25 protein-coding genes, 3 pseudogenes and 1 CRISPR repeat array are annotated in these 26,467 nt (G+C 68.2%); of the genes and pseudogenes, 4 read left to right on the forward strand and 24 right to left on the reverse strand.

Annotation, left to right across the window (positions count from 1 at the left end):
* From OHA98_RS40895 to mobF, 3 genes and pseudogenes are all read right to left on the reverse strand, one after another.
* Positions 1–193, reverse strand: a pseudogene (locus OHA98_RS40895) (hypothetical protein); the annotation flags it as partial.
* Positions 194–304: 111 nt separating this feature from the next.
* Positions 305–574, reverse strand: a complete 270-nt coding sequence (locus OHA98_RS40900; RefSeq protein WP_266933385.1) for a hypothetical protein — start codon at positions 572–574, stop codon at positions 305–307.
* A 153-nt stretch (positions 575–727) separates the two neighbouring features.
* Positions 728–2,701, reverse strand: coding sequence for a MobF family relaxase (gene mobF / locus OHA98_RS40905; protein ID WP_266933386.1), 1,974 nt, complete (start codon positions 2,699–2,701; stop codon positions 728–730).
* Positions 2,702–3,456: 755 nt separating this feature from the next.
* Here mobF and OHA98_RS42840 point away from each other — a divergent pair.
* The 3 genes from OHA98_RS42840 (at position 3,457) to OHA98_RS40920 (ending at position 6,753) form a co-directional block, all read left to right on the forward strand.
* A complete protein-coding gene (locus OHA98_RS42840) occupies positions 3,457–4,119 on the forward strand; it encodes a ParA family protein (RefSeq protein WP_323179726.1) in 663 nt (220 codons plus the stop codon).
* A 95-nt stretch (positions 4,120–4,214) separates the two neighbouring features.
* Entirely contained in the window at positions 4,215–5,225 is a 1,011-nt protein-coding gene (locus tag OHA98_RS40915; protein WP_266933388.1) for a ParB N-terminal domain-containing protein, read from the forward strand.
* 175 nt (positions 5,226–5,400) lie between these two features.
* Complete coding sequence (locus OHA98_RS40920) at positions 5,401–6,753, forward strand: IS4 family transposase (protein ID WP_266933390.1); 1,353 nt, start codon at positions 5,401–5,403, stop codon at positions 6,751–6,753.
* A gap of 63 nt (positions 6,754–6,816) precedes the next feature.
* On the opposite strand, the pseudogene OHA98_RS40925 reads toward OHA98_RS40920, so the two are convergent.
* The 9 genes and pseudogenes from OHA98_RS40925 to OHA98_RS40965 all read right to left on the reverse strand — a co-directional run.
* Positions 6,817–7,239, reverse strand: a pseudogene (locus OHA98_RS40925) (IS30 family transposase); the annotation flags it as partial.
* A 159-nt stretch (positions 7,240–7,398) separates the two neighbouring features.
* Positions 7,399–10,477: direct repeats of the CRISPR family, unit length 30 nt; unit sequence GTTGCTACCCCTCGAAGGGGCGATGAGGAC.
* Positions 10,478–10,618: 141 nt separating this feature from the next.
* Positions 10,619–10,882, reverse strand: a complete 264-nt coding sequence (cas2, locus tag OHA98_RS40930; protein WP_266933392.1) for a CRISPR-associated endonuclease Cas2 — start codon at positions 10,880–10,882, stop codon at positions 10,619–10,621.
* A 7-nt stretch (positions 10,883–10,889) separates the two neighbouring features.
* The gene (cas1b, locus tag OHA98_RS40935) at positions 10,890–11,870 is read right to left on the reverse strand and encodes a type I-B CRISPR-associated endonuclease Cas1b (RefSeq protein WP_266933394.1); all 981 of its coding nucleotides are present in this window, start codon (positions 11,868–11,870) and stop codon (positions 10,890–10,892) included.
* 1 nt (position 11,871) lies between these two features.
* Positions 11,872–12,369 carry a CRISPR-associated protein Cas4 gene (locus OHA98_RS40940; protein WP_266933396.1) on the reverse strand — a complete coding sequence of 166 codons (498 nt, stop codon included), beginning with the start codon at positions 12,367–12,369 and terminating at the stop codon, positions 11,872–11,874.
* Positions 12,366–14,792: a CRISPR-associated helicase Cas3' gene (cas3, locus tag OHA98_RS40945; RefSeq protein ID WP_266933398.1), complete on the reverse strand. Its 2,427-nt coding sequence runs from the start codon at positions 14,790–14,792 to the stop codon at positions 12,366–12,368. Before cas3 ends, OHA98_RS40940 begins: the two co-directional genes overlap by 4 nt.
* 66 nt (positions 14,793–14,858) lie before the next feature.
* A complete protein-coding gene (cas5, locus tag OHA98_RS40950; protein ID WP_266933400.1) occupies positions 14,859–15,512 on the reverse strand; it encodes a CRISPR-associated protein Cas5 in 654 nt (217 codons plus the stop codon).
* A gap of 59 nt (positions 15,513–15,571) precedes the next feature.
* The gene (gene cas7i / locus OHA98_RS40955) at positions 15,572–16,630 is read right to left on the reverse strand and encodes a type I-B CRISPR-associated protein Cas7/Cst2/DevR (protein ID WP_266933402.1); all 1,059 of its coding nucleotides are present in this window, start codon (positions 16,628–16,630) and stop codon (positions 15,572–15,574) included.
* 12 nt (positions 16,631–16,642) lie between these two features.
* The gene (locus OHA98_RS40960; RefSeq protein ID WP_266933404.1) at positions 16,643–18,049 is read right to left on the reverse strand and encodes a hypothetical protein; all 1,407 of its coding nucleotides are present in this window, start codon (positions 18,047–18,049) and stop codon (positions 16,643–16,645) included.
* 420 nt (positions 18,050–18,469) lie between these two features.
* A complete protein-coding gene (locus OHA98_RS40965) occupies positions 18,470–18,958 on the reverse strand; it encodes a CRISPR-associated endoribonuclease Cas6 (RefSeq protein WP_266933406.1) in 489 nt (162 codons plus the stop codon).
* 457 nt (positions 18,959–19,415) lie between these two features.
* Here OHA98_RS40965 and OHA98_RS40970 point away from each other — a divergent pair, with 457 nt between their 5' ends.
* Complete coding sequence (locus tag OHA98_RS40970) at positions 19,416–19,913, forward strand: ParA family protein (protein WP_266933408.1); 498 nt, start codon at positions 19,416–19,418, stop codon at positions 19,911–19,913.
* On the opposite strand, the gene OHA98_RS40975 is transcribed toward OHA98_RS40970, so the two are convergent.
* The 12 genes and pseudogenes from OHA98_RS40975 to OHA98_RS41030 all read right to left on the reverse strand — a co-directional run bounded on the left by OHA98_RS40975 (position 19,885) and on the right by OHA98_RS41030 (position 26,466).
* On the reverse strand, positions 19,885–20,334 hold the full coding sequence (locus tag OHA98_RS40975; RefSeq protein WP_266933410.1) for a hypothetical protein: 450 nt from the start codon (positions 20,332–20,334) through the stop codon (positions 19,885–19,887). The genes OHA98_RS40970 and OHA98_RS40975 overlap by 29 nt on opposite strands.
* Positions 20,331–20,885 (reverse strand): hypothetical protein, encoded by a 555-nt coding sequence (locus OHA98_RS40980; RefSeq protein WP_266933412.1) that lies wholly within the window; start codon positions 20,883–20,885, stop codon positions 20,331–20,333. Before OHA98_RS40980 ends, OHA98_RS40975 begins: the two co-directional genes overlap by 4 nt.
* Positions 20,886–20,981: 96 nt before the next feature.
* Positions 20,982–21,410: an NUDIX hydrolase gene (locus tag OHA98_RS40985; RefSeq protein WP_266933414.1), complete on the reverse strand. Its 429-nt coding sequence runs from the start codon at positions 21,408–21,410 to the stop codon at positions 20,982–20,984.
* A gap of 56 nt (positions 21,411–21,466) precedes the next feature.
* The gene (locus OHA98_RS40990) at positions 21,467–21,907 is read right to left on the reverse strand and encodes a hypothetical protein (RefSeq protein WP_266933416.1); all 441 of its coding nucleotides are present in this window, start codon (positions 21,905–21,907) and stop codon (positions 21,467–21,469) included.
* On the reverse strand, positions 21,904–22,581 hold the full coding sequence (locus OHA98_RS40995; protein ID WP_266933418.1) for a GGDEF domain-containing protein: 678 nt from the start codon (positions 22,579–22,581) through the stop codon (positions 21,904–21,906). The genes OHA98_RS40990 and OHA98_RS40995 overlap by 4 nt, the downstream gene beginning before the upstream one ends.
* 89 nt (positions 22,582–22,670) lie before the next feature.
* The gene (locus OHA98_RS41000) at positions 22,671–22,946 is read right to left on the reverse strand and encodes a hypothetical protein (protein WP_266933420.1); all 276 of its coding nucleotides are present in this window, start codon (positions 22,944–22,946) and stop codon (positions 22,671–22,673) included.
* 86 nt (positions 22,947–23,032) lie between these two features.
* A complete protein-coding gene (locus OHA98_RS41005) occupies positions 23,033–23,878 on the reverse strand; it encodes a hypothetical protein (protein ID WP_266933422.1) in 846 nt (281 codons plus the stop codon).
* Between the two features lie 92 nt (positions 23,879–23,970).
* Positions 23,971–24,933: an ATP-binding protein gene (locus OHA98_RS41010; RefSeq protein WP_266933424.1), complete on the reverse strand. Its 963-nt coding sequence runs from the start codon at positions 24,931–24,933 to the stop codon at positions 23,971–23,973.
* A 94-nt stretch (positions 24,934–25,027) separates the two neighbouring features.
* Positions 25,028–25,195 (reverse strand): pRL2-8, encoded by a 168-nt coding sequence (locus OHA98_RS41015; protein WP_266933426.1) that lies wholly within the window; start codon positions 25,193–25,195, stop codon positions 25,028–25,030.
* Position 25,196: 1 nt separating this feature from the next.
* Positions 25,197–25,545 (reverse strand): annotated as a pseudogene (locus tag OHA98_RS41020) (hypothetical protein).
* Entirely contained in the window at positions 25,542–26,054 is a 513-nt protein-coding gene (locus OHA98_RS41025; RefSeq protein WP_266933428.1) for a hypothetical protein, read from the reverse strand. The pseudogene OHA98_RS41020 and the gene OHA98_RS41025 overlap by 4 nt, the downstream one beginning before the upstream one ends.
* Before the next feature lie 127 nt (positions 26,055–26,181).
* A complete protein-coding gene (locus tag OHA98_RS41030; RefSeq protein ID WP_266933430.1) occupies positions 26,182–26,466 on the reverse strand; it encodes a hypothetical protein in 285 nt (94 codons plus the stop codon).
* Position 26,467: the final 1 nt, after the last annotated feature.

Genomic DNA, 26,467 nt, shown 5'->3' on the forward strand with positions numbered 1-26,467 from the left:
GCTCGTCGGTGTAGCCGGGGCTGTCCGCCTTGGCGGGCCGGTAGCTGCTGTGGACCTGCTTCTCCGCCTCCCAGCCGGGCATCGGCTCCGCCGACCACGGCAGCGTGCGTGCGTAGGCCTCACACTCGGCGCGGGTCTGGTGGAGAGCGAGCTGGGCGTCGCGGAGGTCCTGGGGAAAGTCGTACTGAGACACACACTAATAATACGTGCGTTCGAATAGAGCGTTCAGCCACCGCGCCGAAACCGGGCCGCCGCATCACCCGACCGCCCTGCAACGAAGACGAAGCCGGGCACGACGCCCCGCTCAGGGCGTGTCGCCGGACCAGTCCCAGCGGATCCGCTCGCCAGGCCGCGGCTCATACAGAGCGCGGCCGTCGGCGCCGAACTGCCCGAGATCGGTCATCAGCGCGACGCCGGTCTGGATCTCGTCCGCTGTCCAGCCGGTGATGTCGAGCAGCAGCCCATCGAGCGGGCCGCCGACCAGTTCGGCGTAGTCGCGGTGCGGCAGCGGCCCCGGGTGGTCGTGGTCGGCGCCGTAGACCCGGCCGCGCAGCAACTCCTCATCCCTGTCCATGCGCACCAGCCTCCCAGCCACCACTGACAGCCGGGGCCTGGTACTTATGCCCGTTGTCCCGCCGCCGCCGAGGGCGAGGCTTGCCCAGGGTGACCTTGGGGCCGAGCATCGTCGGTGCGCGCCACGGCATCGGACGCGCGCCATCGGGTGCACTCAGTGGCCGGCCTCCCGGCCGCGGTGCGGTCCGGGCTCCGGCGGGCGGTGCGCCTGCTGGTCGTCCGGGCGCACCGGGCGCACCGCGTCGGCGTCGTCCTGTTCGTTGTAGCGGGTCGCGCGGGTGCGGGAGTCGTCGGCCGCCTTGGTGAACGCATCCTTGAGGTGGCGCAGCCGTTCGGCAGTGAGGCCGAGAGCTTCCATGTCAGTGCGGGACTCCCGTAGGGCCCGCAGCGCCGTCATGTCGATCGCCTCCCGGCGTCCGGTGCCCGGCTCCTGGTCGTCGTTCTCGGGATCGGCAGTCGCGGGCGCGAGCAGCTGCTCGGGCATCGCCGCCTGCTGGTGCCGGACGATGTCGTACGCCCGGCCCCGCACAGCGGCGGCGGTGATGGTGATGCGCAGCTCCTCCCGCACCACCGCACCAGCAAGGACGGCCCGGTCGTAGCGCAACGGGATGCGGGGGATCTCCCACTCCCCCGCGTCCTGCCCCAAGTGCTGGGGTGCGGCCGGCTCGCCGGGATCGGCCGGGGGTCGCCGGTCCAGGTCGGGCCCGGGAGTGGGTGGGCGGCGGCGGGCGGGGAGGTCGGACAGGGACCACCGGGCGGTGTAGAGGCGGTAGCCGGCCTCCAGGCCCCGTACGGTCTTCGGCTCGCTGATGTCCAGGCAGTGGGTGGAGATGGCGGCGGCCACGACCTGGTCGTCGAGGCCGGGGTCGCGGCGGCGGCCGCGCAGGACGAGGGCGAGGTGGCGTCGGGCTTCGGCGAGCAGGTGGCGGCGGTGGAAGCGGCCGCCGTCGTTCATCACGAACACCGTCGCGGCGACGTCGACGGCCGCCAGCGCTATGTCGACCACGGCGGCGACCCGGGACCGGATCGCCACAGCCGCGGCACGGGCGTACTCGAGAAGGGAGTTGATGACGTCGACGGCCACGTTGGAGGTGCGGATCGCGCTTTCCTTCCACTCCTTGCACAGCTGCGCGAGGGGCCGGGCCTTCGGTTTCGGCGGGCGCGTCATCTTCGCGGCGATCCCGTTCAGCTTGGCGCGGGTCCGCTCGGAGACCACGGGCAGGAACTTCGGCTCGCCGTCGTCGTCGACGGCGGTGACGTACTCGTGCTCCAGCTCTGCCAGGCATGCGGCGATCTGGTCGCTGCGCCGGGCGGTCCAGCGGATCAGCTCGTGCGGCACCCCGGCAATCTCCATGACCGGCCGGCGCCCCGGGGTGACGGTGCGCGGCTCGGTGGCCAGTCCCAGCTCTTCGCAGACCTCTGCGGCCACGAGCTCGTTGTAGAGCGCGGAGGCGGCGACGGTGTTCTCGTGCAGGGCCAGAGTGTGGATCGAACCCCACTTCCCGTCCAGGCGCTGCCCCTTCACGGACAGCAGCAGATGGTCATGGAGCAACGGCATACCCGATCTCGCCTCGTAGTGGCGGAAGCGGGCGGCGACCAGACCGCCGGGCGGCCGCACCCGGTAGATGCCGTCCTTGCCGTACCGGATCACCGCGACCTCGTCCTCGATCCACTCCAGCACCCGTACGATCGCGCGCTCGTGCGCGGCCTCGATCACCCGCCGGGTCTCCTCATCCCCCAGCGCCCACAACAGGTAGATCGTCGGCTGCGGCCGAAAGGCGAAGTCGACACCGGTGACCATCACCCGGCGTCCCAGGGCGCCGGCCTTGAACGCCTTCTTCGGGGATTCGCCCTTGGCGAGCCGGTCGGCCTCGATCCGGTCCGCGTCGGGATGGCGGCCCCGCTCGCCGAACAAGTTCCTCAGCTGCGCCTCGGTCACCTCCTCCCCCGGCGTCAGCCCTAGCGCGGCCAGGCCGCGGCCCATCCAACGCCCGACCGGGACACCGGCCTGCTCCTGGGCGGCGCGCAGCGGCGTGCGGGCCGGGCGGCGGCCGTCGCCGACGACTGTCTGGCGCAGGTAATAGCGATACATCTGACTGGCCCGGATGACCCTGATATCCACTGTCATGGAGACCACGTCACACGGCTCTGGCCTGCAAGGAAAGGCAGATCGGCGGGACGGCCCGCCAGGCGGGAGCAGCGGCCGAACTTTCTTCACCGGCGCCCGTCAGGCGGGAAGCAGCCCCGGGCCGGACAGCGAATGTCATCGCTCTCCGGCAGTCCCTACGTGCTCTCCGGCAGTCCCTACGTGCTCTCCGGCAGTCCCTACGTGCTCTCCGGCAGTCCCCACGTGCTCCGCCGTATCGCAGCGCGTCGACGGGTTCAACGGAAGACTGATGACTGAACTTCAGGAAGGCGTGCCATCAAGCTGCGGCCAGCGGCGAACTGCGTGGTGGTCCGTGCGCCGAGGACACCGGGCAGGGCGGGCCCGCTCGCAGCGGGGCTTCAACTGGACAGGGCAGAGGACGCACCGCCGAAACTCATTGTCGAATAGATGCAAGGCGTTGAGGTCGGCGGTGACGACGCACTCACCTGGGCGCCAGACGGCCAGGAGTTGGTCGCGGGCCCTGTCACGACGGCGCTCGGGCCCACAGCATCCTGGACCGGCCCAAGGCCGAAGGCCACCTTGCAGACTCGGGGCACCCGGGCTGCAAGGGCCACTCTCGTCACTCTGCCGGTTTACCGCGGTAAACCGGCACCTGAGTCAACGGGCTGCACGAGTGGTCGAATCATGAGCGTCCGGGTCAAACCCACCCACGTCTATCTGCAATGATGCCCACTGCCCGAAGTACCGGAACCTACGGGAAGCAAACGGAGCATCACATGCCAGCAAGCGTCTACGTCGTATCCATTGACCCCCAGGCATCCACTGTCTGGTGGGCGAACAGGATCACGGATCTGCCGTTCGACTTCTCCCAGGAGCACGACACTCCGGAGAACTTGGCGATCCTCAAGAACACGGGAGCGAAGGTCCATGTCATCGCCAACCAGAAGGGTGGCGTCGGTAAGACCACGACCACTCTGAACCTCGGAGCTGTCGTCGCTGATGTCCTCAGGGCCAGCAAGAGCGGCCTTCAGCACGTCTTCATCGACACTCCAGGCAGCCTTCAGGACGAGAACCTCCTGCTTGAGGCACTGAAGTACGCCCACGACGTAATAGTGCCCATGCCTCCTGAAGGCCTCGCCTTCGACCCCACCGCGCGGACCATCCAGAACGTAATCGTGCCCAGCGGGCTCCCTTTCAAGGTTGTGATCAACAATTGGGACCCGAGGGACGGGGTGGCCGACCTTGAAGACACCAAGGCATACATTGACGCCGAAGAGTGGCCCCGCACGGAGACAGTGATCCGTCGCTACAAGGTCCACACGCGAGCATCCGTCGAAGGCCGCGTGGTCACCCAGTACCCCAAGAATCGCGTGGCCATGGAAGCACGCGAGGACTTCTTCCGTCTGGCTCTGGAGCTCGGCTATGGCGGTGGGGCGTGATGGCTGCAGGACGACGCACGAGCCTCGCCTCGCTCGCTGGCCAGAAGGTCGACGAAGTACCCGGCAAGAGTGACCCGCTCCTCCTTACCCTCCCCTTGGAGAAGCTCGTACCGACGCGCTTCAACCCGCGTCGGAACTTCGGCACGGACAAGGAGCTCAAGGAGTTCGGGCTGAAGCTGAAGAAGCGCCAGCTCCAGCCCGCCGTGGTCGTTTCCCGCGCCGGGTACCTCAAGCTCTGGCCAGTGGAGGAAGAGCACGTCGGTGCCGCACCGTATGTGATCGCCAATGGCGAGCGTCGATACCGCGGTTCGCGCCTGGCCGGGCTGTCGACGCTCAACGTCGTACACAACGAAGACGTAGCCAAGACCCGGGCCGACTTCCTGGACGCAGTCCTCTCGGAGAACAACGACCGCGAGGATCTCGACCCGATCGAGCGAGCCATCGGCATCGAGATCATGGTGGCAGAGCTCGGGGGAGCCGACAGGGTCGCCGATCACTACGCCAAGACGAAGGGCTGGGTCAGCCAGCAGCGCAAGCTGCTCAAGCTGACGCCAGAGCTACAGATTCTGGTGAGCAGTGGCGAGATGCCTGTACGCGTCGCAAGAGACATCGCCGGGCTGCCGGCTGCGGAACAGGCACAAGCATGGTCCGACGAAGAGAATCGCCGCTTGGCAGCGCAGAGCATGCCCCGTGCACCAAGAGGGCGTCGGGCATCTCAACCGGTCAGCTCGAAGCCTGTTCCATCGACTCCAGTCACAGCGCCAGAGCTCGTTGAGCCCAAGAAGCGGTTTACCGCGGTAAACCAACACCCTGATGCTGACACTGAGGAATCGCACGATCGCACCCCAAGGCTCGCCGCTGGGCAAGATCGGTCTGTGCCTGAGCCTCGGTCGACGTTCTCGGATGATGGCCCGAGCGGGCCGCTCCTGCCGACGCTGGAGCCTGCCGCGCTGGCTGAGTTGGTCATTGATCAGCTGGCTCCGGCTGACCGGAAGAAGCTGACGACTCTACTGATCACATACAACAGCTCCCAGATCGCCAGGAGTCCGGAGAACCAAGCCCCGAAGGCCGAGAGCGGCTCCACTGCGCGAGAAACGACGGTCTGACTTCCGCACAACGCAAAAAGCGGCCCTCCGCCCAGGTGTACCTGGGCTTCAGTTCTAGCGGCAACGCCGTTCAGTTAGGCGCGGTGGCTGTTCGTCAAGGTTGGTGAACGAGGCAGCGGAGCTGCTGTAGAAGAGGTCTGTCCTCCAAGACATCCTCACCACAGGAGCTCCGCTGTTGGAACAGGCTGCCATAACCAGGACGGCGCGGGTAGCGGCCGGGGTGTTCGCGCCGGGGCATATCGGTGAGCTGACCCGGATCGTCCCGTTCGAGATGGTCGACGAGGTGCTGGCGGAGACCCGTGCGGTGCAGCGCAGGGTCCGGCTGGTGCCGGCGCGGGTCACGGTGTACCTCCTACTGGCCGCGGCCCTCTTCAGCGGGCTGGGCTACCAGCAGGTCTTCGACCGATTGTGTGCCGGGCTTTCGGGCCTGCCGCTGCTCCGGCCCAGCGGCAGCGCTCTTCGCCAGGCCCGCCAGCGGCTGGGGCCGGCACCGATGAAAGCGCTGTTCCATCTGGTGAGCGGCCCTGCGGCCACGACCGCTGCCGCCGGGCGCTGGCGGGGCCTGAGAATCGTCGCGGTCGACGGCACCCTGCTGCCGGTCCCGGACTGCCCGTCCAACCTCACGGTTTTCACCCGGCAGCGGCTCGGCAACGGGACCTCGGGCTACCCGCAACTGCGCCTGACCGCGCTGGTGGCCTGCGGAACCAGGTCGGTGATCGGGGCCGTGTTCGGTCCGGCCACGACCGGTGAGCTGGAGTACGCCCGCCGCCTGACGGTGGACCTTCGGGCCGGGATGCTGCTGCTGGGCGACCGGAACTTCTCCGCCGCCGCGCTGCTGAACCAGCTCGCCGCCACCGGCGCCGATCTACTGGTCCGCTGCAAGGCCAACCGGAAACTGCCAACAGTGGCCCGCTGCCGCGACGGCTCAGTACTGACCCGCATCGGAGCGCTGACCGTGCGGGTCATCGACGCCGAGATCACCATCCGCACCGCCCAGGGCACCCGCACCGGCCACTACCGGCTGCTGACCACCCTCACCGACCCTGCCACCCACCCGGCCGGTGAACTCGTCCGGCTCTACCACGAGCGCTGGGAGATCGAGACCGCCTACGCGGAACTGAAGTCCACGATCCTGGGCGGACGCGTCCTGCGGGCCCGCACCCCGGACGGCATCGAGCAGGAAGTCTGGGCCCTGCTGACCGCCTACCAGGCACTACGCACTGCGATGACCGACGCCACCGACAGCATCCCGGGCACCGACCCGGACCGGGCCGGCTTCACGACCGCGCTCGTCGCCGCCCGAGACCAGCTCGTCCTGGCCGCCGGCGTCATCACCGGCACCGACATCGACCTCGTCGGCACGATCGGCCGCCACATTCTGGCCCACCTCTTGCCCACCCGGCGGGTCCGCACCAAAGACCGCATCGTCAAACGCGCGATCTCCAAATACAACGCACGCGGACCCGCCATCGACCGCACCACCTACAAAGCCACCATCAGCATCACCATGCCCACGAGCCGCCCTTGACACCCCCAGCCCCGCCCTAACTGAACGGCGTTGGTTCTAGCGGTCGTTGCAACACTGCTCGCCTCAGGTGGTGAGTAGATCACGTAGACGCTCGGCTGGTGTATCCCAGCCGAGCGTCTTGCGTGGGCGGCCGTTGAGCTCCTGGGCGACGTGTTCGAGGTCCTCGGGACTGTGCAGGCTCAGGTCGGTGCCCTTGGGGACGTACTGGCGCAACAAGCCGTTGGTGTTCTCGTTCGAGCTGCGCTGCCAGGGCGAGGCGGGATCGCAGAAGTAGACCGGCATCCCGGTGGCCATGGTGAACTGCTTGTGCCGCGCCATCTCGGTCCCCTGGTCCCAGGTGAGAGAGCCCCGCAGGTGCGGGGGCAGGGTCTGGACGGTGCGGACCAGGCCGTCGCGGACGGCTGCGGCGTCGTGGGAGCTGGCGGGCAGGTGGACCAGCATGGTGTAGCGGGTGGTCCGCTCGACCAGGGTTGCGATGGCGGACCGGCCGTGCGCGCCGACGGCCTGGCGGCGGTCGTGGTCGTCCTTGATCCGGGCGGCCCCCTGGCCGTACGGATCGGCGGCGAGGCGCTGGACACCGATGTCGAACTGCGCCCGCTGCGCCGGTGTCATGTCCCGCCCGGGTGCAGCGCGGCGGCGGAGGAGGTTACTACCCCTCGAAGGGGCGATGAGGACCGGCAGGACCGGCCGCAGTAGATGCGCGGCTTCGTGCGTTGCTACCCCTCGAAGGGGCGATGAGGACTAGTGACCGGCCCTTCCAGGACGTACTGGGTGCCGTGTTGCTACCCGTCGAAGGGCCGATGAGGACCCGACCTCGCCCGGCAGTGGGCCGAAGAGTGGGCCGCGTTGCTACCCCTCGAAGGGGCGATGAGGACCTGGATGCGGTGGACCGGGAAGGTCTGGGCTACCACGTTGCTACCCCTCGAAGGGGCGATGAGGACCGGGTCGCTCTACAAGCTCACCACCAACGCGAAGAAGTTGCTACCCCTCGAAGGGGCGATGAGGACCTGCGCCGGACCCGCATGGGTCCCCACACACACCGCGTTGCTACCCCTCGAAGGGCGATGAGGACACCTCCGCAAGTGCGAGCCCGCCCCGAAATGGTTCGAGTTGCTACCCCTCGAAGGGGCGATGAGGACCGCTGCCGGACAGCGCGGATGCCTACTGGGGTGTGCTGTTGCTACCCCTCGAAGGGGCGATGAGGACCCGGCGCTCACGGGCACCGGGGCGGCCTTGCGCACATGTTGCTACCCCTCGAAGGGGCGATGAGGACCCGTCACCGCGTGTACCGATGCCGTGGCGATCGATATGTTGCTACCCCTCGAAGGGGCGATGAGGACCGGCTCCGATCGTGATCAGGTCCGGCTTCTCCGCCTGTTGCTACCCCTCGAAGGGGCGATGAGGACATACCTCTACCAGTGCAGCAAGTGCGGCGGCTGGACGTTGCTACCCCTCGAAGGGGCGATGAGGACCGCCTTGAGCAACGCGAGGGCGCGGCCCTTGTGGCGGGGTTGCTACCCCTCGAAGGGGCGATGAGGACCGCTCAGGCCCGGTTCGACGGCCGGGCCAGGTCTGAGTTGCTACCCCTCGAAGGGGCGATGAGGACGCCACCGCCCGATCATCCTCGGCCGGGACGTCGTGGAGTTGCTACCCCTCGAAGGGGCGATGAGGACGCCGCAGACGTCCTGCTGCTGCCGTGCGAGGCGGAGTAGTTGCTACCCATCGAAGGGGCGATGAGGACTCGCGGAGCTGGACGACCTGGACGGCGGCGCGTCGGTGTTGCTACCCCTCGAAGGGGCGATGAGGACTAGCCGCGGAGCCGGAGGTTCTGGGTGATCCCCTGCTTGTTGCTACCCCTCGAAGGGGCGATGAGGACACCGCGCCCTGCGCACCGGAAAGATCTACCCGGAGGGGTTGCTACCCCTCGAAGGGGCGATGAGGACGGGCGCCATCCCGGCGGCCGGTCCCTCTACGAGCCGTTGCTACCCCTCGAAGGGGCGATGAGGACGACATGCGGGACGGCGAGATCGTCTCCTCCATGCTGTTGCTACCCCTCGAAGGGGCGATGAGGACGCGCGCGGCGCGCGCGTTGTAGGCGAGGACGGCATAGTGTTGCTACCCCTCGAAGGGGCGATGAGGACGACCCCGATCATGGCACTCCGCAAGAGCATCAGCATGTTGCTACCCCTCGAAGGGGCGATGAGGACATCAAGGTCCCCCGAGCAGCAACGGTGAGTGCTACCCGTTGCTACCCCTCGAAGGGGCGATGAGGACCGTCGACCCCGGCCGCCATCGCCGCGTACGTCATGTTGCTACCCCTCGAAGGGGCGATGAGGACGCGCTCACGGGCACCGGGGCGACCTTGCGTACATGTTGCTACCCCTCGAAGGGGCGATGAGGACCACTCGGTTAAAGCGCTCGTCAAGACCTTCTGGAAGTTGCTACCCCTCGAAGGGGCGATGAGGACCTGTGGTGACGTCAGCGGTGGGCTTGTGGAGGACGAGTTGCTACCCCTCGAAGGGGCGATGAGGACTCCCCGAGACCTGGTACACGCCCGCATCCGTCGCGTTGCTACCCCTCGAAGGGGCGATGAGGACCCGGTCGGCGGCGTCGGCAGGAGCGCGGCGCGGGCGGGTTGCTACCCCTCGAAGGGGCGATGAGGACGTCCCCCGCCGCGTAGCAGCCCCCGACATGCACTTCGTTGCTACCCCTCGAAGGGGCGATGAGGACGCCGGGACACGATCGCGTCCACCCGGATCGAGATGAGTTGCTACCCCTCGAAGGGGCGATGAGGACCCACCTGAAGTGGACGAGCGCGGGGTGGCGAATGACGTTGCTACCCCTCGAAGGGGCGATGAGGACGTTTGGCGGCAGTGACGGGCGGACCGCGGCGCCGGCGTTGCTACCCCTCGAAGGGGCGATGAGGACCGGTGGCCAGAGGCGTGTCAGCCACAGCCACGTAGGTTGCTACCCCTCGAAGGGGCGATGAGGACCCCAGCCGAAGGTGTCCTCGAACGCCCTCTCGTAGCGTTGCTACCCCTCGAAGGGGCGATGAGGACTGCGACGGCTCGCCCACCGCCAGGAGCAGTGCGGGAGTTGCTACCCCTCGAAGGGGCGATGAGGACTGCAGCGCGCGGCCGGATACCGCCGCACCCTGGCCACGTTGCTACCCCTCGAAGGGGCGATGAGGACCCGCTTCCGCCGCCGTGCCCGTGCGCTGCTGAACCACGTTGCTACCCCTCGAAGGGGCGATGAGGACCAGTGCGCGGCATGAGAAGCGCATCGGCTTCTTCAGGGTTGCTACCCCTCGAAGGGGCGATGAGGACTGGGCGATCGTGCGGAGCGCCCGGCTGGAGTCCGGCACGTTGCTACCCCTCGAAGGGGCGATGAGGACCGTCGAGCAAGCCCAACAGGCCCGCAGCCGGGCGGTTGCTACCCCTCGAAGGGGCGATGAGGACCCGCCTGGAGGAAGAGCACGGCCTGGTCCGCGCCGCGTTGCTACCCCTCGAAGGGGCGATGAGGACGGCTCGAAGGTGTGGTTGCCGTCCTCGTCCTCATAGAGTTGCTACCCCTCGAAGGGGCGATGAGGACCGGATACTTCCCCATCGGCCGCTACGTCACCATGACGTTGCTACCCCTCGAAGGGGCGATGAGGACCGGCGAGCGGTCCGGCCAGTGCGGCACCGGTCACCCAGTTGCTACCCCTCGAAGGGGCGATGAGGACCCCACGGTAAAGATGCAGGTGACAGGGGGTAAAGGACGGCCTGGTCCTCCGGGTGTTGCAGCGGACCTCCGGTAGTGTCGCGTGCCCCGGTGTGGCGCTGCAATTTCAGGTTGGTTCGAGGCGTCACTGGGGCCCTCTTCGTTACAGCACGTCGCTCGGGGCCGGTTCGACCGCGCCCCATTCGAGACGCTGAGGGAGGGTACCGGGCGGGAAGGTGTAGACGAGGACGTTGTCGTAGGTCAGGTCGAGGACGGATTCGACGGCTGCCTGGAAGCGGCGGAGTTGGGCTGCGCTGAGTTGGCCTTCGAAGACGCTGCGCTGGACGTGGTGGAGGTACTGGCGGCAGGTTCGGAGAATGCGCGAGTTGCGTTCGGCAAGGGTGTCGTAGACGACAACTACGTACATGGAGTGGCTACCACCAGATCCTGAAGGGTTTGTAGGGGGTGCCCTCCAGGCAGTGGCGGGTCAGGGCGAGGGCATCGAGGTAGAGGAGTTCGTCGTAGGCGACGTTCCGGCCGAGGCTGCGGTGCGCGATGGTGACAGCGAACTCGTCGCGGACGGTCTGGACGACGTACTTGCGTCCAGCCTCGCTGAGCATTGCCTGGTTGCTCTGGCGGTCGAAGTGGTGCTCCTTGAGCTGGTTGCGGCCTGCGAGCCGTAGGAGGAGCCGCTCGGCGAACAGCGGTTTGAACATTTCGGCGAGGTCCAGGACAAGGGAGTGCCGTTGGCGTTCCAGGCTGCTGTGGAGGAAGGCGATGCCGCTGTGGAGCGGGGTGAGGCGTACTGCGGTGAGGACTCGCGCGTATGTGATGCCGTTGACATAGCTGATGAAGGCGTTTCCGGCGTTCTTGGGCGGTCGGCGGCTGCGCCCGCCGAGTTGCAGCCAGTCGGGGAGTTTCGTGTCGATGACTTCCCAGGCGGAGCGTCGGAACGTTCCTTCGGCCCCCATGAGGTGTGAGGGAGTTTCGGCTGTGGCGATCGATTCCTGAAGGACGTGGTACGGGCGGGTGAGCAGTCTGCGGTCGACGACGCGTCTGACGTTGAAGGCGGTGGCGTCCACGATGTCGCGGGCGATCTTCAGGCTGGTTCCGGGATCCTGCGCGGTTCGCGCCTGGGTGAGGACGGTCTGGCCCGAGGTGCTGGTCTCGGAGGTGAGGAGGGAGCCGGCGTAGTCCCCGTAGTAGCTGAGGAGGTGGACGTTGATGCGGTGTCGATTGAGCAGGGAGACGACTGCGGTGTTGATGTCGGTTTCGGCGCAGGCGACGATGTCGCGGACGTCGGTGATGGGGATGTGGACGTTGGCGGCGTTCTCGCGCTCGATGATGAGGGATTCGTCTTTGCGGCGGATCCGGCAGGGGTTGGTCAGCCAGTAGGTGCGGGCGGTGGCAGGCATGTCAGTCCGTCCAGCAGTAGTCGGTGAAGCTGCAGCCGCGGCAGGCGGAGAGGGCGAGTCGGCTCGGTGAGTTGGGGAGGGCAGCCACGGTGAGGACCTGGGTGATGTCCGCTTCGGCCTGGGTTGCGGCTTGCGGGGTGTAGGGGAAGCGTTGGGTCCGGCGGGTTTTGGGGTAGTGCAGTACGGCCCCTTGGGCTTCGATGCCGACGCGGTGGAGCCGGTGGCAGTAGTGGCGGCCCTGCGCTTGGTCGGCGGGGCTGGGGCGGGACGAGGATTTGACCTCGTGTACCCAGTGCTGGCCATCAATGAAGTCGAGCTGGGCTGCCCCGAGGTCGACGGGCGTGTTGCGGGTGTATGAGGTGTCGTGTGTGGCCTCGCCGAGCTGGACGGTGGCACTCAGCTGTTCGGGGCGGATGCCGCGCAGGTAGAGCCAGAGCTGGCGGGGGCAGTGGTAGAGGTACTTAATGTGAACGCCGCCGATGTCTTCCGCTTCGATCACAGGACTTCTCCTGGGCGGTAGGTCTCCTGGAGCAGGCCTTTTACGGCGAGCAGGCCAAGGACGGGGTCGTAGTCTCCGTCGATGACGCGTGTTTTGAGGTTCTTCTCGTACCGGGTGAGTCCGCCCGCCCAGTGCGGCATGGGGATCAGGTACTCGTCTGCGAGGAGTCGGCTGGTCTTCGGGTTTCCGGTGGTCTTGTCGAGGGCGGCGGCGTAGGCGTCGCGGTCGGTGCTGAGGATCGCTTCGGTGCCGTCGAATTGGGCATCGAAGTTCTCGGCGAGGGCGGAGCGGTCGTCGAAGGGCTGCCCGAACGTCAGGAACGCGTCTTCGAAGTCTCGCTGGTGGTTTTTGACGTTGATCCGCCATTGCCGGCCCCAGTCGCTGGAATACACCTGGTCGAGCCAGGTGGTGGTCAGCCTTTCGTCGACGATCTCTCCGTCGTGCCGGGTGAGGATGTCCCAGGCCAGGCGTGTGGGCGCTTCGTCATAGACTCCGTCGGCCCACAGAGCGCCGCCTCCGCCACGCCGGGGACCGTAGGTGGGTTGGTGGATGACGACGGGTGCGGGTGGCAGTGTGCCGATGCGGTTGGTGCGGCCGAAGCGCTGCAGCAGGGCCTCGAGGTCTGCGGCGGAGGTGTGGCACAGGTCCAGGTCGATGTTCAGGGAGACCTCGAGTGCCTGGGTTCCGACCAGGAGGCCGGGGCGTCTGGGGCTGCCGGCTTCGAAGCGTTTCAGGATGCCGGTTTCGATGGCGGTGCGGTCCATCCGTCTGTAGCGGGAATGCAGCAGGTAGGCGGAGTCCTTGCCGTGCAGTTGTGTGCACAGGGGTGCCAGTTCCTTGTAGAGGAGGATGGCGTCCTTGACGTTGTTGGCGACGACCAGCACGGAGCGGCCGTCGGTGAGCTGGTCGCGGATTTCGGTGATGGAGGTTTCGTCGGTGAGGTGGCTGAGGCGGGTGTGTATGCGGTGGCGGGCGGGGGTTGCGACGCTGGTGGGGGCTTCGACCAAGCTGGCCGGCTGCTGGAGGGTTTCGGTGACGAGTTCTGCGAGGGCGGTGGGCAGGGTGGCGGAGAGGACAGCGACGCGGCCTCCGGTGCGTGTCCACAGGCGCATCATGGCGAGGATCATGCCGAGGCGGCGGGTGTCGAAGGCGTGCAGTTCGTCCAGGATGAACACGGAGTTGGTGCTGTCCATCAGGATGCTGGAGTGGACGGGGCCGGCCAGTGCTCCGCGCATGAGTTGGTAGGGGGTGCCGACGCGCACGAGTTCGAGGAAGTTCTTCGTCGCTTCGGCTCGTGAGTGGGCTTTGGCTGCTGTGTCGGTGCGGTCCTCGTCCTCGCCGCAGCCGTCGGCGAGGGAGCGGGCGAGATGGTAGGAGGCGGCCTTGGAGTGGGCGACTCCGATGCCGTCCGGTGTGTCGAGTTCTTTGCGCAGACGGTCGGACATCGCGTTGATGCTGGCCAGGTAGGGGAGGACATAGAAGATCCGGGGGGTGCCGCCGGTGTGTGCGGTGAGGTCGTCGATCTGGGTTCTGGCCCAGAGCAGGGAGCCCTCGGTCTTGCCGCTGGCGGTCCATGACCTGAGCAAAAGGTGGCCGTGAGTGTCCCCGGCCATGTCCTGCTGAGGGCGGACGGTATGGCCTTTCGCGGCCAGCCGTTCGGTGAGGCGGGCACGGTAGTCCGCGGTCAGTGGGTGGCGTTGGTGGAGCGAGGCGTGGGCGGAGGAGAGGTGATCGGCCATGGTCACCGCTCCGAGGAGAAGGACGGCCAACAGGCCGTCGCTGTCTTCTTCTCCGAAGCCCAGGGGCTGTGACCAGCGGTGCAGGAGGTCTTCGAAGAGCTCGTGCGCTTTCGTCGTGAGCTCGCGGAGGTCTGCGGCAGGGACTTCTCTGTCGACGGGCAGGGCGCTGGCGCGTGCGGTGTGGTGCACCCAGTTCATCAGGTGGGTGAGTTGCTGCTCGTCGGCGGGGAGGAACCTGGCAGCGAATTCCTCGGCACTGTCGGTGCCGTACTGGGTGAAGACGGGGAGCTTACGCGCGTCGGCGCCTCCGGTGAATGCGCGGTGGTGGCCGGCTACGGCTGTGGCGATCCAGCGGCGTTCGTGAGCGGGGCGGTCGGCGAGGAGGAGGCCGATGAAGCCCAGGGAGAGAACCTCGTGGCGTTCCCCCCAGATGCGGGCGGGTTCGGGGGTGTTGCCGATCATCCGCTGGAAGCCTTGCGGGAGTTTCCCGGTGTCGTGGAGGAGGGCGGCGAGTGCTGCCCACGTCCAGAATTCTTCCGGGAGGCCGGGGATGCGGCCTACTCGTTTCTGGATGTGCAGCACGGCGTGCAGTGTGTTTTCCAGGTGGGTGGTCAGTAGCTCGCCGGGGGTCTTGAGCTTTCCCGGTCTTGTGAAGGCGGAGCTCTTGGCCCGCAGATCATTCATGTGTGTCCCAGGTGTGACGGACCTCGCCCTGTCGTGAGGGCCCGGTCCGAGGCAGGTTTCGGTGCGTCAGGGGGCTGTTGTCAGTTGGACGGGATGCACGGGTGGCAGCAGAGCGATTGCCTGGCCGTCGGCGGTCACCAGGCCTGTGTCGATCCGGGTGTCGGAGCCGGCAGCCGAGTATCGGTAGCCGTCCCACTTTGTGCGGGAACGGTCGTGCGCGATGGCGGTAGTCAGGCGCATCCGGGTGCCTGTGGCCCGTGGGAGATCGTCGGGAACGATGGCATGTCCTTGTGCTCCTGGTCCCGGAACGAGTCCGGTGCGGCGGGTCCGGGCTGCGGCCAGGTCCTGGCTTCGCCCCAGCCGCAGCGGCCAGACGGGGCGGCGCAAAGCCCGCTCCCAGAGGCTGAGGTCCTCGGTCAGCCAGACGGTGAGGGTGGTCAGGGCAAGGAAGTCGCGGTCCTTGATGGTGATGTTGGTGGACGCGCCCCGGCTGCCGAGCGGGTGATAGGTCTCCAGGTCGGTGCCGGATCCTGCGGCGCGGAAGCTCATGGCGAAGCGGGTGGGCTCCGGTACTCGGTCCCAGCTCCCGGCCGCGGCGGCCAGCAGGCCGCCGACCGTGGACGGCGGTGGGCAGGGAAGTCCGACCTGCAGCCCGGAGTAGAGAGGGTTGCGGAAGCTGACGACCGGGGTGGTGATGACAATTTCCAGGGCCTGGGTCATGGATCGCTTTCCTGTGCCGGGGGCGGAAGGGGTCCCCTCGTAGGGGCGATGGCTCGGTCCTACAGTGCTGGGCTGTCGTCGAACCAGCTGTCGTGGTCGCCGTCGACGAACTCTGCGGCGAGGGTCGCGAGGACTGTGCGCGGGTGTCCCAGGATGAGCTTGTCTTCCTTGATCAGGTCCGCCAGGTCGGTACGGGCCCGGTCGCGCTGGTCACCGAGGAAACCGGGTGCCCAGCCGATGCGGACCGGGCCGTCGAGCTCGTCCTCCCACGCCTTCAGCTCTTCACGCAGGATGTCGGCGTCGAAGTGTGTCCTGCGGTCCCGTTCGCGGATGACACGAGTGAATGGGTTCGTTCCGCCCTTGACCGGCGCGAGAATGATGAGCCCCGGGGTCCGGTCACCGTAGTGGGCGGACCGCTTGGCTCCGCCCTTCACCTCGGCCATGGTCCGCAGCAGCACCGCGACCCGGCGTCGTCGCTCACCGATCGGCAGCTGCACGCACTGGACTCCGCGCAGTGCAACTTCCTCGGCCTCACCGGCGAGCAGCTCGGCGGCGAGTGAGGGGGCGAGCGCAGCCTTGATGGTTTTCCCGCCGGTCTCGAAGGTGCCGACCCGCGGCAGGTCCAGCAGCAGATCACCGGCCAGGTCCGCGGTGTACATCTCGTGCTCGTGGATGACGGGATTGGTGCCCGGGCCGAAGTCCCTGCTCATCGTCCCGAAGTCCATCACCGGCCGGTTGGGGACAACGGCGACCAGCGTCCCGGTGGCCAGCACCGTGTCACGCATGAAGGTCTTCGACTCTCCCTTCTTCGCCCCCTTGTCATCCGCCTTGACCGCGATCATGTAGCCGAACAGGTCGTCATCGAGGAACTGATCGGGCCGGCCCTTGGTGTAGGCCTGCTGCTTCTTTCCCTCACCACTGCGGACCACCGGGGAGAGTGGCTCGCCGCTGGGCATGGAGTCGCGCAGCCAGCGCCGGGCGGCCTGGGCCGACACGTACGGAAAGACCTCACGGCCCGCGGTGAACTGCTTGACCATGCCGCGGTTGTCCTCACCACGCCCGTTGTTCGGAGCACCGGCCTTGATCTGCAGAACGCTCTGGCCCACCAGGTATGTCATCGTCCTACCTTTCTAGTTCTCTTGGTTGTCGGCGAGGTTCGCGGCCACATCCGCGATGTCCTTGAGTTCATCGGCTGATCCTTCGGGCTCCCAGCCGGCCTCGACCAGCGCCTCCATCACCGCGAAGACGAGCAACCGGCGGTGCGACCAGGCGTTGTCGTCGTCGAACAGCAGCCGGTAGTCCTGCACAGGAAGCAAGGTCTGCGGCATGCCGGCGGGGCGGGTCTTGAGAAGCCACTGAACGCTCTGAGAGCGGAACCAGCCGTACAGGTTCCCTCCCTTGGCGTTGGCTCGCATGAAGCCTCCGAAAGGGCCCGGCCTGGAGTCCTGGCCCAGTAGGGCAGCGAGCCGACGGGCCAGGTCCCTGATCCGGGCGACTTCCTTCTCGTCCATGTTCAGCACCTCGATGCAGTAGGAGTACACAATCGGGGTCATCCCGGTTACCTCTGCCGGGATGACCCGCCTGGCGGAGACCTGGTTCAGCAGGTGGGCAGTCGTACGGCGGAGAATCTCAGTGGTGTCGCCGAAGGCCCGCTTGGCCAGGAACGCCTCGCCCGGGACGCCTTTGGCTGCCTGCGCCGCCACCAATGTCGCGTAGCCGGCGCGGCGGTCCGTCCGGGTGTTGGTGGAACGCAGCCATTCCGCGATGGGCTGGCTCATCTCCTGTGTCTGCAGGAGTTGTTCCTTGTTGGAATTGGACAGCGCGATCAGCTCCACACCGGAGTGGATCCGCTGACCGTAGGTCCGCACGGCGCTGAGCACCGCCAGCTCATGGGCGTACGGGCCGGGCTTGGTCTTCACCGGTGGTGTCTGTGCTGCGGCCAGGGTCCGTTGGACAGCCATCTGGGTCGTGGGGGCCAGGAAGGTGTCGTCCCAGGAATGGATTGCCGTCGCCCGGCCGCCGGCCAGTGCGGCCCCGTAGGGGAAGGCCCAGAGACTGGCTACGCAGGGGTAGCACAACGGGGTTCCCTCGTGGCCGGGCGCGGTGGTGTTGCGGTGCTCGACGCTGGCGCCGAGCGGGATGTCGACCTTGCCGAACCACTTGCACGCCGGGCGGTCACAGTAGGCGCAGGGTGCTCCTGGCCATTCGGCCGGAGCAGGCCGGGCTCGCCACTGCTTGATCAGTTCGCGGCGTTCTGGTGGGCTTTGCTTGGCCCGTGCTGTCGGGTTGATCTTGGAGTTCGGCCAGAGCATGTAGCTGGTGCTGAGCCAGAAGCCGCCGGGGTCTGCAGCCTTGTGCACATCCGTGGTGGCCAGCAGGTGCCGGGTCATCGTGTCCAGCGCCGCTTCGAACTGTTTGGCGGACAGTTGCTCAGGGTGTGAGGCCTTTGCCAGGGTGGCGAGCGCGAAGGCTCCCACACGTTGCAAAGGGCTCGCGGTAAGCAGCACCTGATGCTGCAGGTGAGAAACGTCGGTCATCTCTCCTCCTCTCCAGGAGGTCTGGGTGCGGTAGGGGTGTTTGAACGGGGGCGTGCCGTCCGGTGGCCTTGTTACGACGCGCGTCAGTACCTGTTCGCTACTCCGGAGACCTTTGGGGTGCGGTGATGCCGATGTTCACGGCCCTGAGCAGCAGTGCGGGCCACGGACACGGCACTCGGCGCGGCGCGGCCACTACGGACAACCTGTCCTGTAGTAGGCGCGTGTGTCCCGCTCCGCGAGGCCGATCTCTTGTGTGGCCGGTGAGCGGTTGCTCAAGACGTGAGTATTCGGCGCGGTCCGGCTGCCGAAGCGTCTCCTGAACTGCCGTGAAACGTTGTTCGCCGTCGTGTCCAGAGCGAGCCTGGCCGCACGAGGGTGGCTCACGAGTTCGGCACCGGTCAGGTTCCTGCCGCTGGTCGCCTACGAGCTGATCCAGCCCATACCGGCGGAATTGGCCTGCCCCACGCCCCAGCTGTGCAGGGCCGAGAGTGTCTCCGGCGGCCCGGAGAGCGCAACCTCGACGCAGGCTCCGGGCTTCTTCCCACCCGGGCCGCTCGCGCTGCTCACGGCGAAGGATCGCTTCGGACCGGCCCATGTGACGTCTTCAAGGGTCAGGTCCGGGTCCAAGCCCAGCGTCTCCGCTTTACGACGGAGGTTCCCCTCGACATAGACATCCCACTCAGGCTCGCCCGGCAGGCACCATGCCTGACGGGTCGTGCGGGCACCGGAGGCGTCCATGCCGGATGCCTTCATCACGACTGGGGTAGTGGTGCGGAACACCGCACGTCCCGAGGGGAAGGCGGGAGCCTCCACAGGCTCGACATCGTCAACGATGAAGGCGGCCGGCCCCCAGGCGATGACCGACGTCGAGGACAGAGCCGCAGCCCATCCTTCGACAACTTCCGACAACGGGCTGCCGAGCTCCAGAACGCCGGGCCCACCCGTGGCGTAGAACCCATGACGTTTCCTCGCCGCAGGAAAACTCGGCGCTGAGTACCCGAAAGGCACCATTCCGTACGGGCCGCATCCCCCTGCGTGCAGAGACGCTCCCAGTTCCGGTGCCGCACGTTCCAGCAGGAAGTAGGCAAGGGCCCGGCCGGGACTCAGGACGTGATCCCAGCCGAGCTCACGAGCCGCCGTATGAAAGGTCAGACGTAACCGCAAAACACGCACCTCGAATGCTCAGGAACCTTCTCACCAGCGGCGGAACGGCGCGCTGGCCCTGTTGTCAGTGGCGGCTGCGATAGTGCCCCCATGAGGTTCGCGACCGCTTGCGCACTGGCTGCGGCAAGAGCCTAAGGCTGAATCTGAAGCCCAATCACCAATCGGCAGAAAATATCCTAAAAGGCAGATAGGTCACTGGGTGATGGTGCATCATGCCCCCTCGCCCGACCGAACTACGGCGGGAGAGTTCGACGTCGACGTCGTCCTCATCGACCCTCCGGCGACGTACGGTCGCCTGACGGTCACGGCCCCCGTGCTCCTGGACGAAGAGACCGAGGGCGCGGTCATCCCGCCGGTGCTGCGCACCTACAAGGAGGCCGACGTGCTGCTCCGCCTGGAGAAGAAGCTCAAGGAGATCAGCGAGCGCCCCATGTACCAGCGGCGCGGAATCCGGCCGCAGATGAAGTACGTGATGGCCTGCGCCGCTCCCACAGCCTCGTTCGGGACCGAGGAGCACTGGGAGACGTTCAACGAGCTCAAGGAGGAGTACGGCGACATACTGCTGCCGCCAGTGCACTGGTCCGGTGTCGCCACCAAGATCTATCGCAGCGAGTGCGCGGTGCCGATCCTCTCGCCGAATTCTCGTCCGTCTCAGGACTATGCGAAGGTCGCTACAGCGCTGGGCTTCCCGCACCGCTGAGGTCTACTTTCACGCGTGAAAGTAGGGGCCCGCTGGGCCCGAAACGCAAAAGGCCCGTACTCCCTGCGGCGTTCACAGAGGTACGGGCCTTCGTGTTGGTCGGGCTCAGACAGCAGTCGCCCGGGAGTCTGTTCTGTGTGGAGAGGGCGGCCGTGGAGTAGGCCGCAGCGTGCGGGGTGTCGGGGTGGACCAGCGCGACGGCGATCAGGTCGGGGCCGTGGTCGTCGCCGGGCCGGGTGTGGGCGCGTTCCACGAACGGCCCGACGCGCACGGCGATGTCCTGGGCGCCGCCGGGTGTCCAGGGCTTCGAGTTGCGCAGGGCAGCGAGCATTGCGCGGGCATGGTCGACGACGGCCTGGTCCTCGGGGGTGAGAGCAGTGCCGGGTGCGTGACCGCAGCGGCGGAAGAAGGGGCGCTTCATCGAGTTGGCTCCTCGGAGGTGGGGTGCGGGGTGGCCGTCGGCATGGCAGGGCTCAGGTAGCGGGCTGCGGTGTTCACGAAGTTGTCGTGGGCGACCTTCGCGGCCTCGCGGGCCTCGGTGAGCCGCTGTTTGGCCGCCTCACGGTCGGTGCCGACCGCAGCGGTGGGGACCGTCTGCCGGATCGCGTAGGTCAGCGTGATCATGCGGTCGGCGGCGGCGCGCACGGCCTGGTCCTCGATGAGGACGCGCAGGACGACCAGTGGGCGGGTGATGGCGCTGCGGGTCATGTGGCTCTCGCCGCGCAGGGTCTCGATCCGGTCGGCGCTGGCGCCCTTGAGGACGGCGTCACCGCGCCTCCACATCGTCGTGCGGTGGTCGCTGGCGGCGCAGGCGAGCGCGGTGACGGCCTCCAGGCGGTCACGGCGGATCGCCTCGCCGTGGCTGGCACGGACGCCTCGTTCGGCGGCGCGCTCCTGAAAACGGCCGGAGACGATCGCACCCAGCAGGGTGGCGACGATGGCGAGGGCGGCTGTGATGAGGGTGGGTAACACGCGGGTCCTCTCGATGCGCTGACGTGGCGGGAAATGAGGAGCGCCGCGCCCCGGCGTTCCGGTCGGGGCGCGGCGCTTGGTGCTTGTGGCGGTGTCTCAGGAGGCCGTGGCCGCGCGGAGGATTTCGGCGTGGTCGAACGCCAGGTGCTTCGGAAGCTGGTTCAGGGGCCACCAGCGGGCGTTGCGGGCGTCGTCCCCGGCAACGATCGGGGTGTCGGCGGGGACGATGGCGGCGTACGCGACGGTGACGTACCGGCCGCGCGGGTCGCGGCCGGGCTGGTCGAAGACGCCGATCTGACGCAGGTCGTCGGCGGCGACGTGGACACCGGTCTCTTCAGCCAGCTCCCGGGCCGCTGCTGTACGGCTCGTCTCTCCAACGTCGCAATGGCCGCCCGGCAGGGCCCAGGCGCCTTCGTGCGGCGCCCAGCCCCGCTCGATCAACAGGACGTCACCGCCGGGTGTCAGGGCCACCACGTCGGCGGTGTAGCGGATGGTCTCGAAGGTCTCGGTCTCGGTGTCGGTCATGTGCACCTCTCGGTGGGACGGGTTGGTGGATGGTGTCGGTGACCACGAGGAACTGGTCACGGCAGGAAGCCGGGCAGTTGCTGGAACACGCGGTCCAGCAGGTCCGGCGTCGGCTTCCAGGGCACGACCTGCCCGCGTGCGGGGACGGGCAGGGGCAGCTCCCGGACGTCCTGGAGCACGAGGTGCCAGGCGCCCGGGTGCGCCCACTGCGTGCAGGGCGGCGCTCCCTCGGGGTCCTGGTGGCAGTCGGTGATCCGGGCGATGCCGACGACCGCGCCGGTGACCATCTCGCGGTCGCGGATCGTGCGGCCGACCAGCGGGAGGCGCAGGGCGGGCCGGTCGATGGTCCTGCTCGTGTGCAGCAGGACCCAGCCGGTCCGCCACCGGCCGGGCCGGTTCTCCACCGTCTTGGCACCGGCGAGGATGCAGGCCGCGTACGGCTGCCGGATGCTGATGCCGCGGATCCAGTCGCCCTCGGGCAGGGTCACGGTGCTCATGCGGCCCGCCCCCACACGCTGGTGCCCGGCCGTCCGGCCCGGCGCCCGTTGATGGACGGCACCGTGACGTGCTGCGCCGTCGCGAGGGCCGCGCGGCCGGAGTGCTTGCCGTCGTAGAGGGCGGCATCTGCGGCCCTCTGCAACACGGTCAGGTCGCAGGAGCCGACCGAGGCCGGGGTCGCGGCGCCGACCGAGGCGGCGACGTCGACGGTGCGGCCGTCGTCCAGGGTGACCGGGGTGTGCAGCATCCGGACCAGCTGCTCCAGGCGGTGTGCAAGGCGGTCGGGGGTCAGCTCCAGGACCACTGCGAACTCATCGCCCCCGAGCCTGCCGATCGCTGCGCGCGGGCCCGCCCACGCGGTGAGCCGGGCTCCGATCGCAGCGAGGACCGTGTCCCCGGCCGCGTGGCCCATGCCGTCATTGATCTGCTTGAAGTGGTCGGCGTCGACCATCACCACGGTCACCTTGTCGCCGTGGCGGGCCAGGAGCCGGCGGGCGCGGGCGGTGTAGGCGTCGCGGCGCAGCAGGCCGGTCAGCGGGTCGCGGCGGCTCGCGGCGATCTTCTTGTGCAGGGCGATGGCGTGGACGGCCCAGCCGGTCAACGGCACGGCTGCGGTCGTCAGGAGGAGTGTGCGCTGCCCGAACCGGGCCTGTGTGCGCAGGACGGAGCCCATACTGGTGTCTCCCTCTCGTCTCGTACGGGATGGGGAACCCGGGGCGGTCGACTGGTTTTCCGGCCTTTGGCGGCCGTCCCGGGGCGAATTCACATCAGGCTGTTGGGGTTGACCCACGCCTTGGTGGTGGCCTTGTGCCAGTCCAGGACCCAGCCGGGGCGCAGGCCGCGCGCGACCCATCCGTCGCTGGAGTCATCGGGGGCCGGGCGGCCGGCGGACATCTGCTGCACGGCCCGGTCGTAGGCGTTGTGCGCAGCGGCCAGGGCATCGCCCGGTCCGGCGGCGCGGCCGGTGAAGACGTGAAGACCTCGCCGTTCCTGGTCCGTTGCGTGGTGTATCGGGATGTCGACCTCGTATCGGCGCATGACGTCCATCTCCTTCCGTACTGAGGGACCACCGCGACCGCCCCGGCCTCCGTCGTGCGGGAGGCCGGGGCGGCACGGAGCGTCCGTCAGGCGCGGTAGGTGGGCGGGCGGATTCCGGCGCGGAGTTCACGGATGATCGAGCAGGGGCCCTTGGTGGCGCAGTACGCGTCGTCGGTGTCCGGGAGGGCGTTGCCCGTGGTTCCCCACATGTCGCGGGCGGCCGCGTTCACGGCGCGCAGCATCTCGCCGTTGTTGGGGCGGCAGGAGCTGTTCGTGTCGCCGACGCCTTGCCGGGCGGCGCTGATGAGGTGCTGGCGGGCCTGTCGGGCGGCCCAGCGTCGGCTGCTGGGGCCGGTGTTCTCGTGCACGTGCCCGCAGTCGTGGAACGTGTCCAGGTGGCAGCCGGTGCAGTGGTAGGTGACCAGCTGCTGAGGCTCGCTGTCGGGAAGCCACTTGCCTTCGAACTCGTAGACGATGACCTCGGCACCTGGGATCTCGGTGTGCGCGAAGGCGGTGACGAGGCCGACGCCGTCCGCGATCCCACCGCGCGCCTTCACGTTCCAGAAGACGCGGGGGAGGAAGTCGTCCCAGCCCTTGCCGTGGGGCCACTGGGCGTACATGACGCCCTGCGAGGCGTCGAAGGTCGCCTTGCCGTTGGTGTTCTCGCGCTGGTACTGCTCGATCTGTGCGATCGATCCGAAGTACGTCGCGCTGAACTCCTCGGACTCCAGGAAGATCAGCCCGTAGCCCTCGGGGCGGGTGTCGTGGCCGTTGTCCTTCAGGGTCTCGACCATGTCCTCGTAGCCGGGGTTGCCCGGGGCGATGGTGCCGACGAGCGGTAACCGGTAGCGGTCGCAGCTGGTGACGTGGGCCGGGTTGGTCTCGCTGACGTTGTGCGCGGTGCCGTACGTGTTCGTGATCGTGATGCTCATGGGTGGGTGTCCTTCCCGGGGAAGCAGCGGGTGCCCGGCGTGGCCGGGGCGCGGCGGGTTCTGGCTGTTCGGCGAAGCGTCGGCGGCACGACTCACTCGCGGACCGCGGCCGCGTACTGCGCTTCCAGGTCGGCGCGGCCCTCGGGGTCGTGGTCCTGGTCCTCGTCGGTGTTCGGGCCGTGGACGGTGCAGACGATGTCCTGGTCGTAGTCCAGGTCGCCGTTCAGCGCCCGGAACAGGCAGGTGACGCTGTAGGCGGGTACCCAGGCGTAGCCGGTGCACTTGTAGTCGTGCGGGCACGGGACGGCGACGTCGAACCCGTAGTCGCCCTCGCCGTCGACGTTCGGGCGGAACGCGAGGGTGAGGTACATCTGCCCGAGGCGGATCTCCGCGACGCGGTCGCCGCCGACGATGTTCGAGCCGTCCTTCCACCGCCACAGAGGCAGGATCTCCGGGCCGAACACCCGGCGGGGGAGCAGCAGATCACCGAGGCAGTCGCCGTTGTCCAGTCCGAGGTCGGCCTGGCGCTTCTCGCTGAGCCGCTCCAGGAACGGCAGCAGCTGGTAGAGGCTCTCGGAGTAGGCGACCTCGGTGAAGCCTTCCGACTTGAGGCCACGCCGCTGGGAGTTGACCATGTCCTGCCGCTGCCGGATGACGGCCTCTTCCGGCACGCGGCGGTTGGCCGGCCGCGCGCCCTGCCGGTCCACGCACACCGTGCCGGGCGTGGAGACCATGAGCGCGATGGGGAGCATGTCGTGCCGCTTGGCGGCGGCGATCAGTGGCTCCCTGGAAGCGCTGGTGACGTTTGTGGCGTCGATGACCGTGAACAGCCGTCGGCGCATCCTCGCCTCCAGGAGCAGGTGCAGGGCGGCGACCGCGTCGCCGGTCGCGTCCTGGTCGCCCGCGTCGTCGCTGACGACCTCCCGCAGCGCGTCCAGGGACAGGACCTGCGAGGCGGGCCAGGTGTTCGCGATGGTGGTCTTCCCGGCTCCGGAGGGGCCGATGAGGACGACCAGGCTGTTCTCGGGCATCTGCGGGTAGTACGGCGCGGTCATACGGATCTCCTTGTGGATGAGGGGTGCCGGGCAGCCCGGATGAGGCGCTGCCCGGCGTTGTCGGTGAGCAGGACGGCGGCTTCGTGCGGCGCCGTCAGCGGACGATCATGTGGTTGGGGTGGCCGTTGTTCATGTGGTCCACGCACTGCGGGCAGTCCTCGCGTGGACCGAGCCCGGCGTGCGCCTGACGGCTGGCGTAGGCGTGGAACCAGCACTGGGTGCACTGCCCCTTGGGCGGGTTCTCCGCCTTGGTGTTCGCCATCTCAGCTGCCTCCCTGCGGGTGGAGGGCGCGGGCAGCCCGGATGAGGCGCTGCCCGGCGTTGTCGGTGATCAGGGCGGCGGCTTCGTGCAGCGGGCACGAGGCATCGCCGTCACGGTCGGGCTCGACCTGCTCGGCACGGCGCGCGGCGACGGTGAGCAGCTGCGCGACGGACGCCATGAACCCGCCGGGGCGGATCGGTATCCTCGATGAGCTCGCGCAGGATCGCGGCGAGCTCCTCCTGGTCGACGTCGTCGGCGCTGAGGTCGTCCTCGATCTGCTGGAAGGCCAGAGAGGCGATCCCGACCGAGGCGCGTACGCGTTCCAGTCGCATCCGGGGCCGACTGGTCACCGGGGGGTGGCCTTGGTCGTGGCGATGAGCGCGGCGACGGTCTCCCAGCCGTGGTGCCAGGAGTTGTCGAGCTGGAAAGCACCGTTCATGCCGTGCGAGGCCAGCTGGTAGAAGTTGGTTTTGCCGGTCTTGTCGGCGAGCTTCTCCAGAACCCCGTGGCCCGGGACACGGCGGTCCGCGATGTAGTGCGTGCCGAAGGACAGGGCGAGCGCGGCCGCGGCCGCGCCGGGGTGGACCCGGATGCCCAGGGCGCGGGCCCCGAGTCCGGCGACGATCGCCTGCGTGGCCGTGTAGGTGAGGCAATGAGTCAGGCATGCCTTGCGGCCGTCGGCGGTGCCGTGGGTGGTCTTGGCCTTGGTTGTCGGGTTCTCGTAGGTGACCGGGTGGTCGTCGGAGGCGCCCTTCACCTGGGCACAGAAATCCGACTGGATCCAGAAGTCGCCGGCGGCGCTGGCGGCGCGGGTCAGTCCGAGCAGGGCACCGAAGATGGCGGGACGGTGAGCATGCATGCTGGTGTTCTCCTGATCTCGAATTCGGGTGAAGGGAGCGGGGCGGCCGGCCTCTTTGCCGATGCTGCGGTCGACCCCGTGTGTGCGGCTGCGCCCCCGGCCTACGTGGCCGGGGGCGGAGTCCGTTTCAGAACGGCGGTTCGTAGGCGGTTGCGGGCAGCGGCAGGAGCCGGATACGGAGCTCGCGCCGGTTTGCCCAGCAGTCGCACGCCTGCATCTCCGGGAACAGGCCGCTGGTCCACCGGCCGCCCGCGCCCCGGCAGTCGGGGCAGGAGCGGCGGGCGGCGGGCGTGAGGTGGATGCGGTGGCGGTCGGCGTACAGCGTCCAGTGGCCGGCTTTGAGGACGGCGGCGGCCGCGGCGACCGTGACGGGCACGGCGGCCGCGACCAGGGCCGCGGTTCGGGCGCGCACC

Origin of the sequence: Streptomyces sp. NBC_00654 (assembly GCF_026341775.1) — a bacterium.
Taxonomy (GTDB): Bacteria; Actinomycetota; Actinomycetes; order Streptomycetales; family Streptomycetaceae; genus Streptomyces.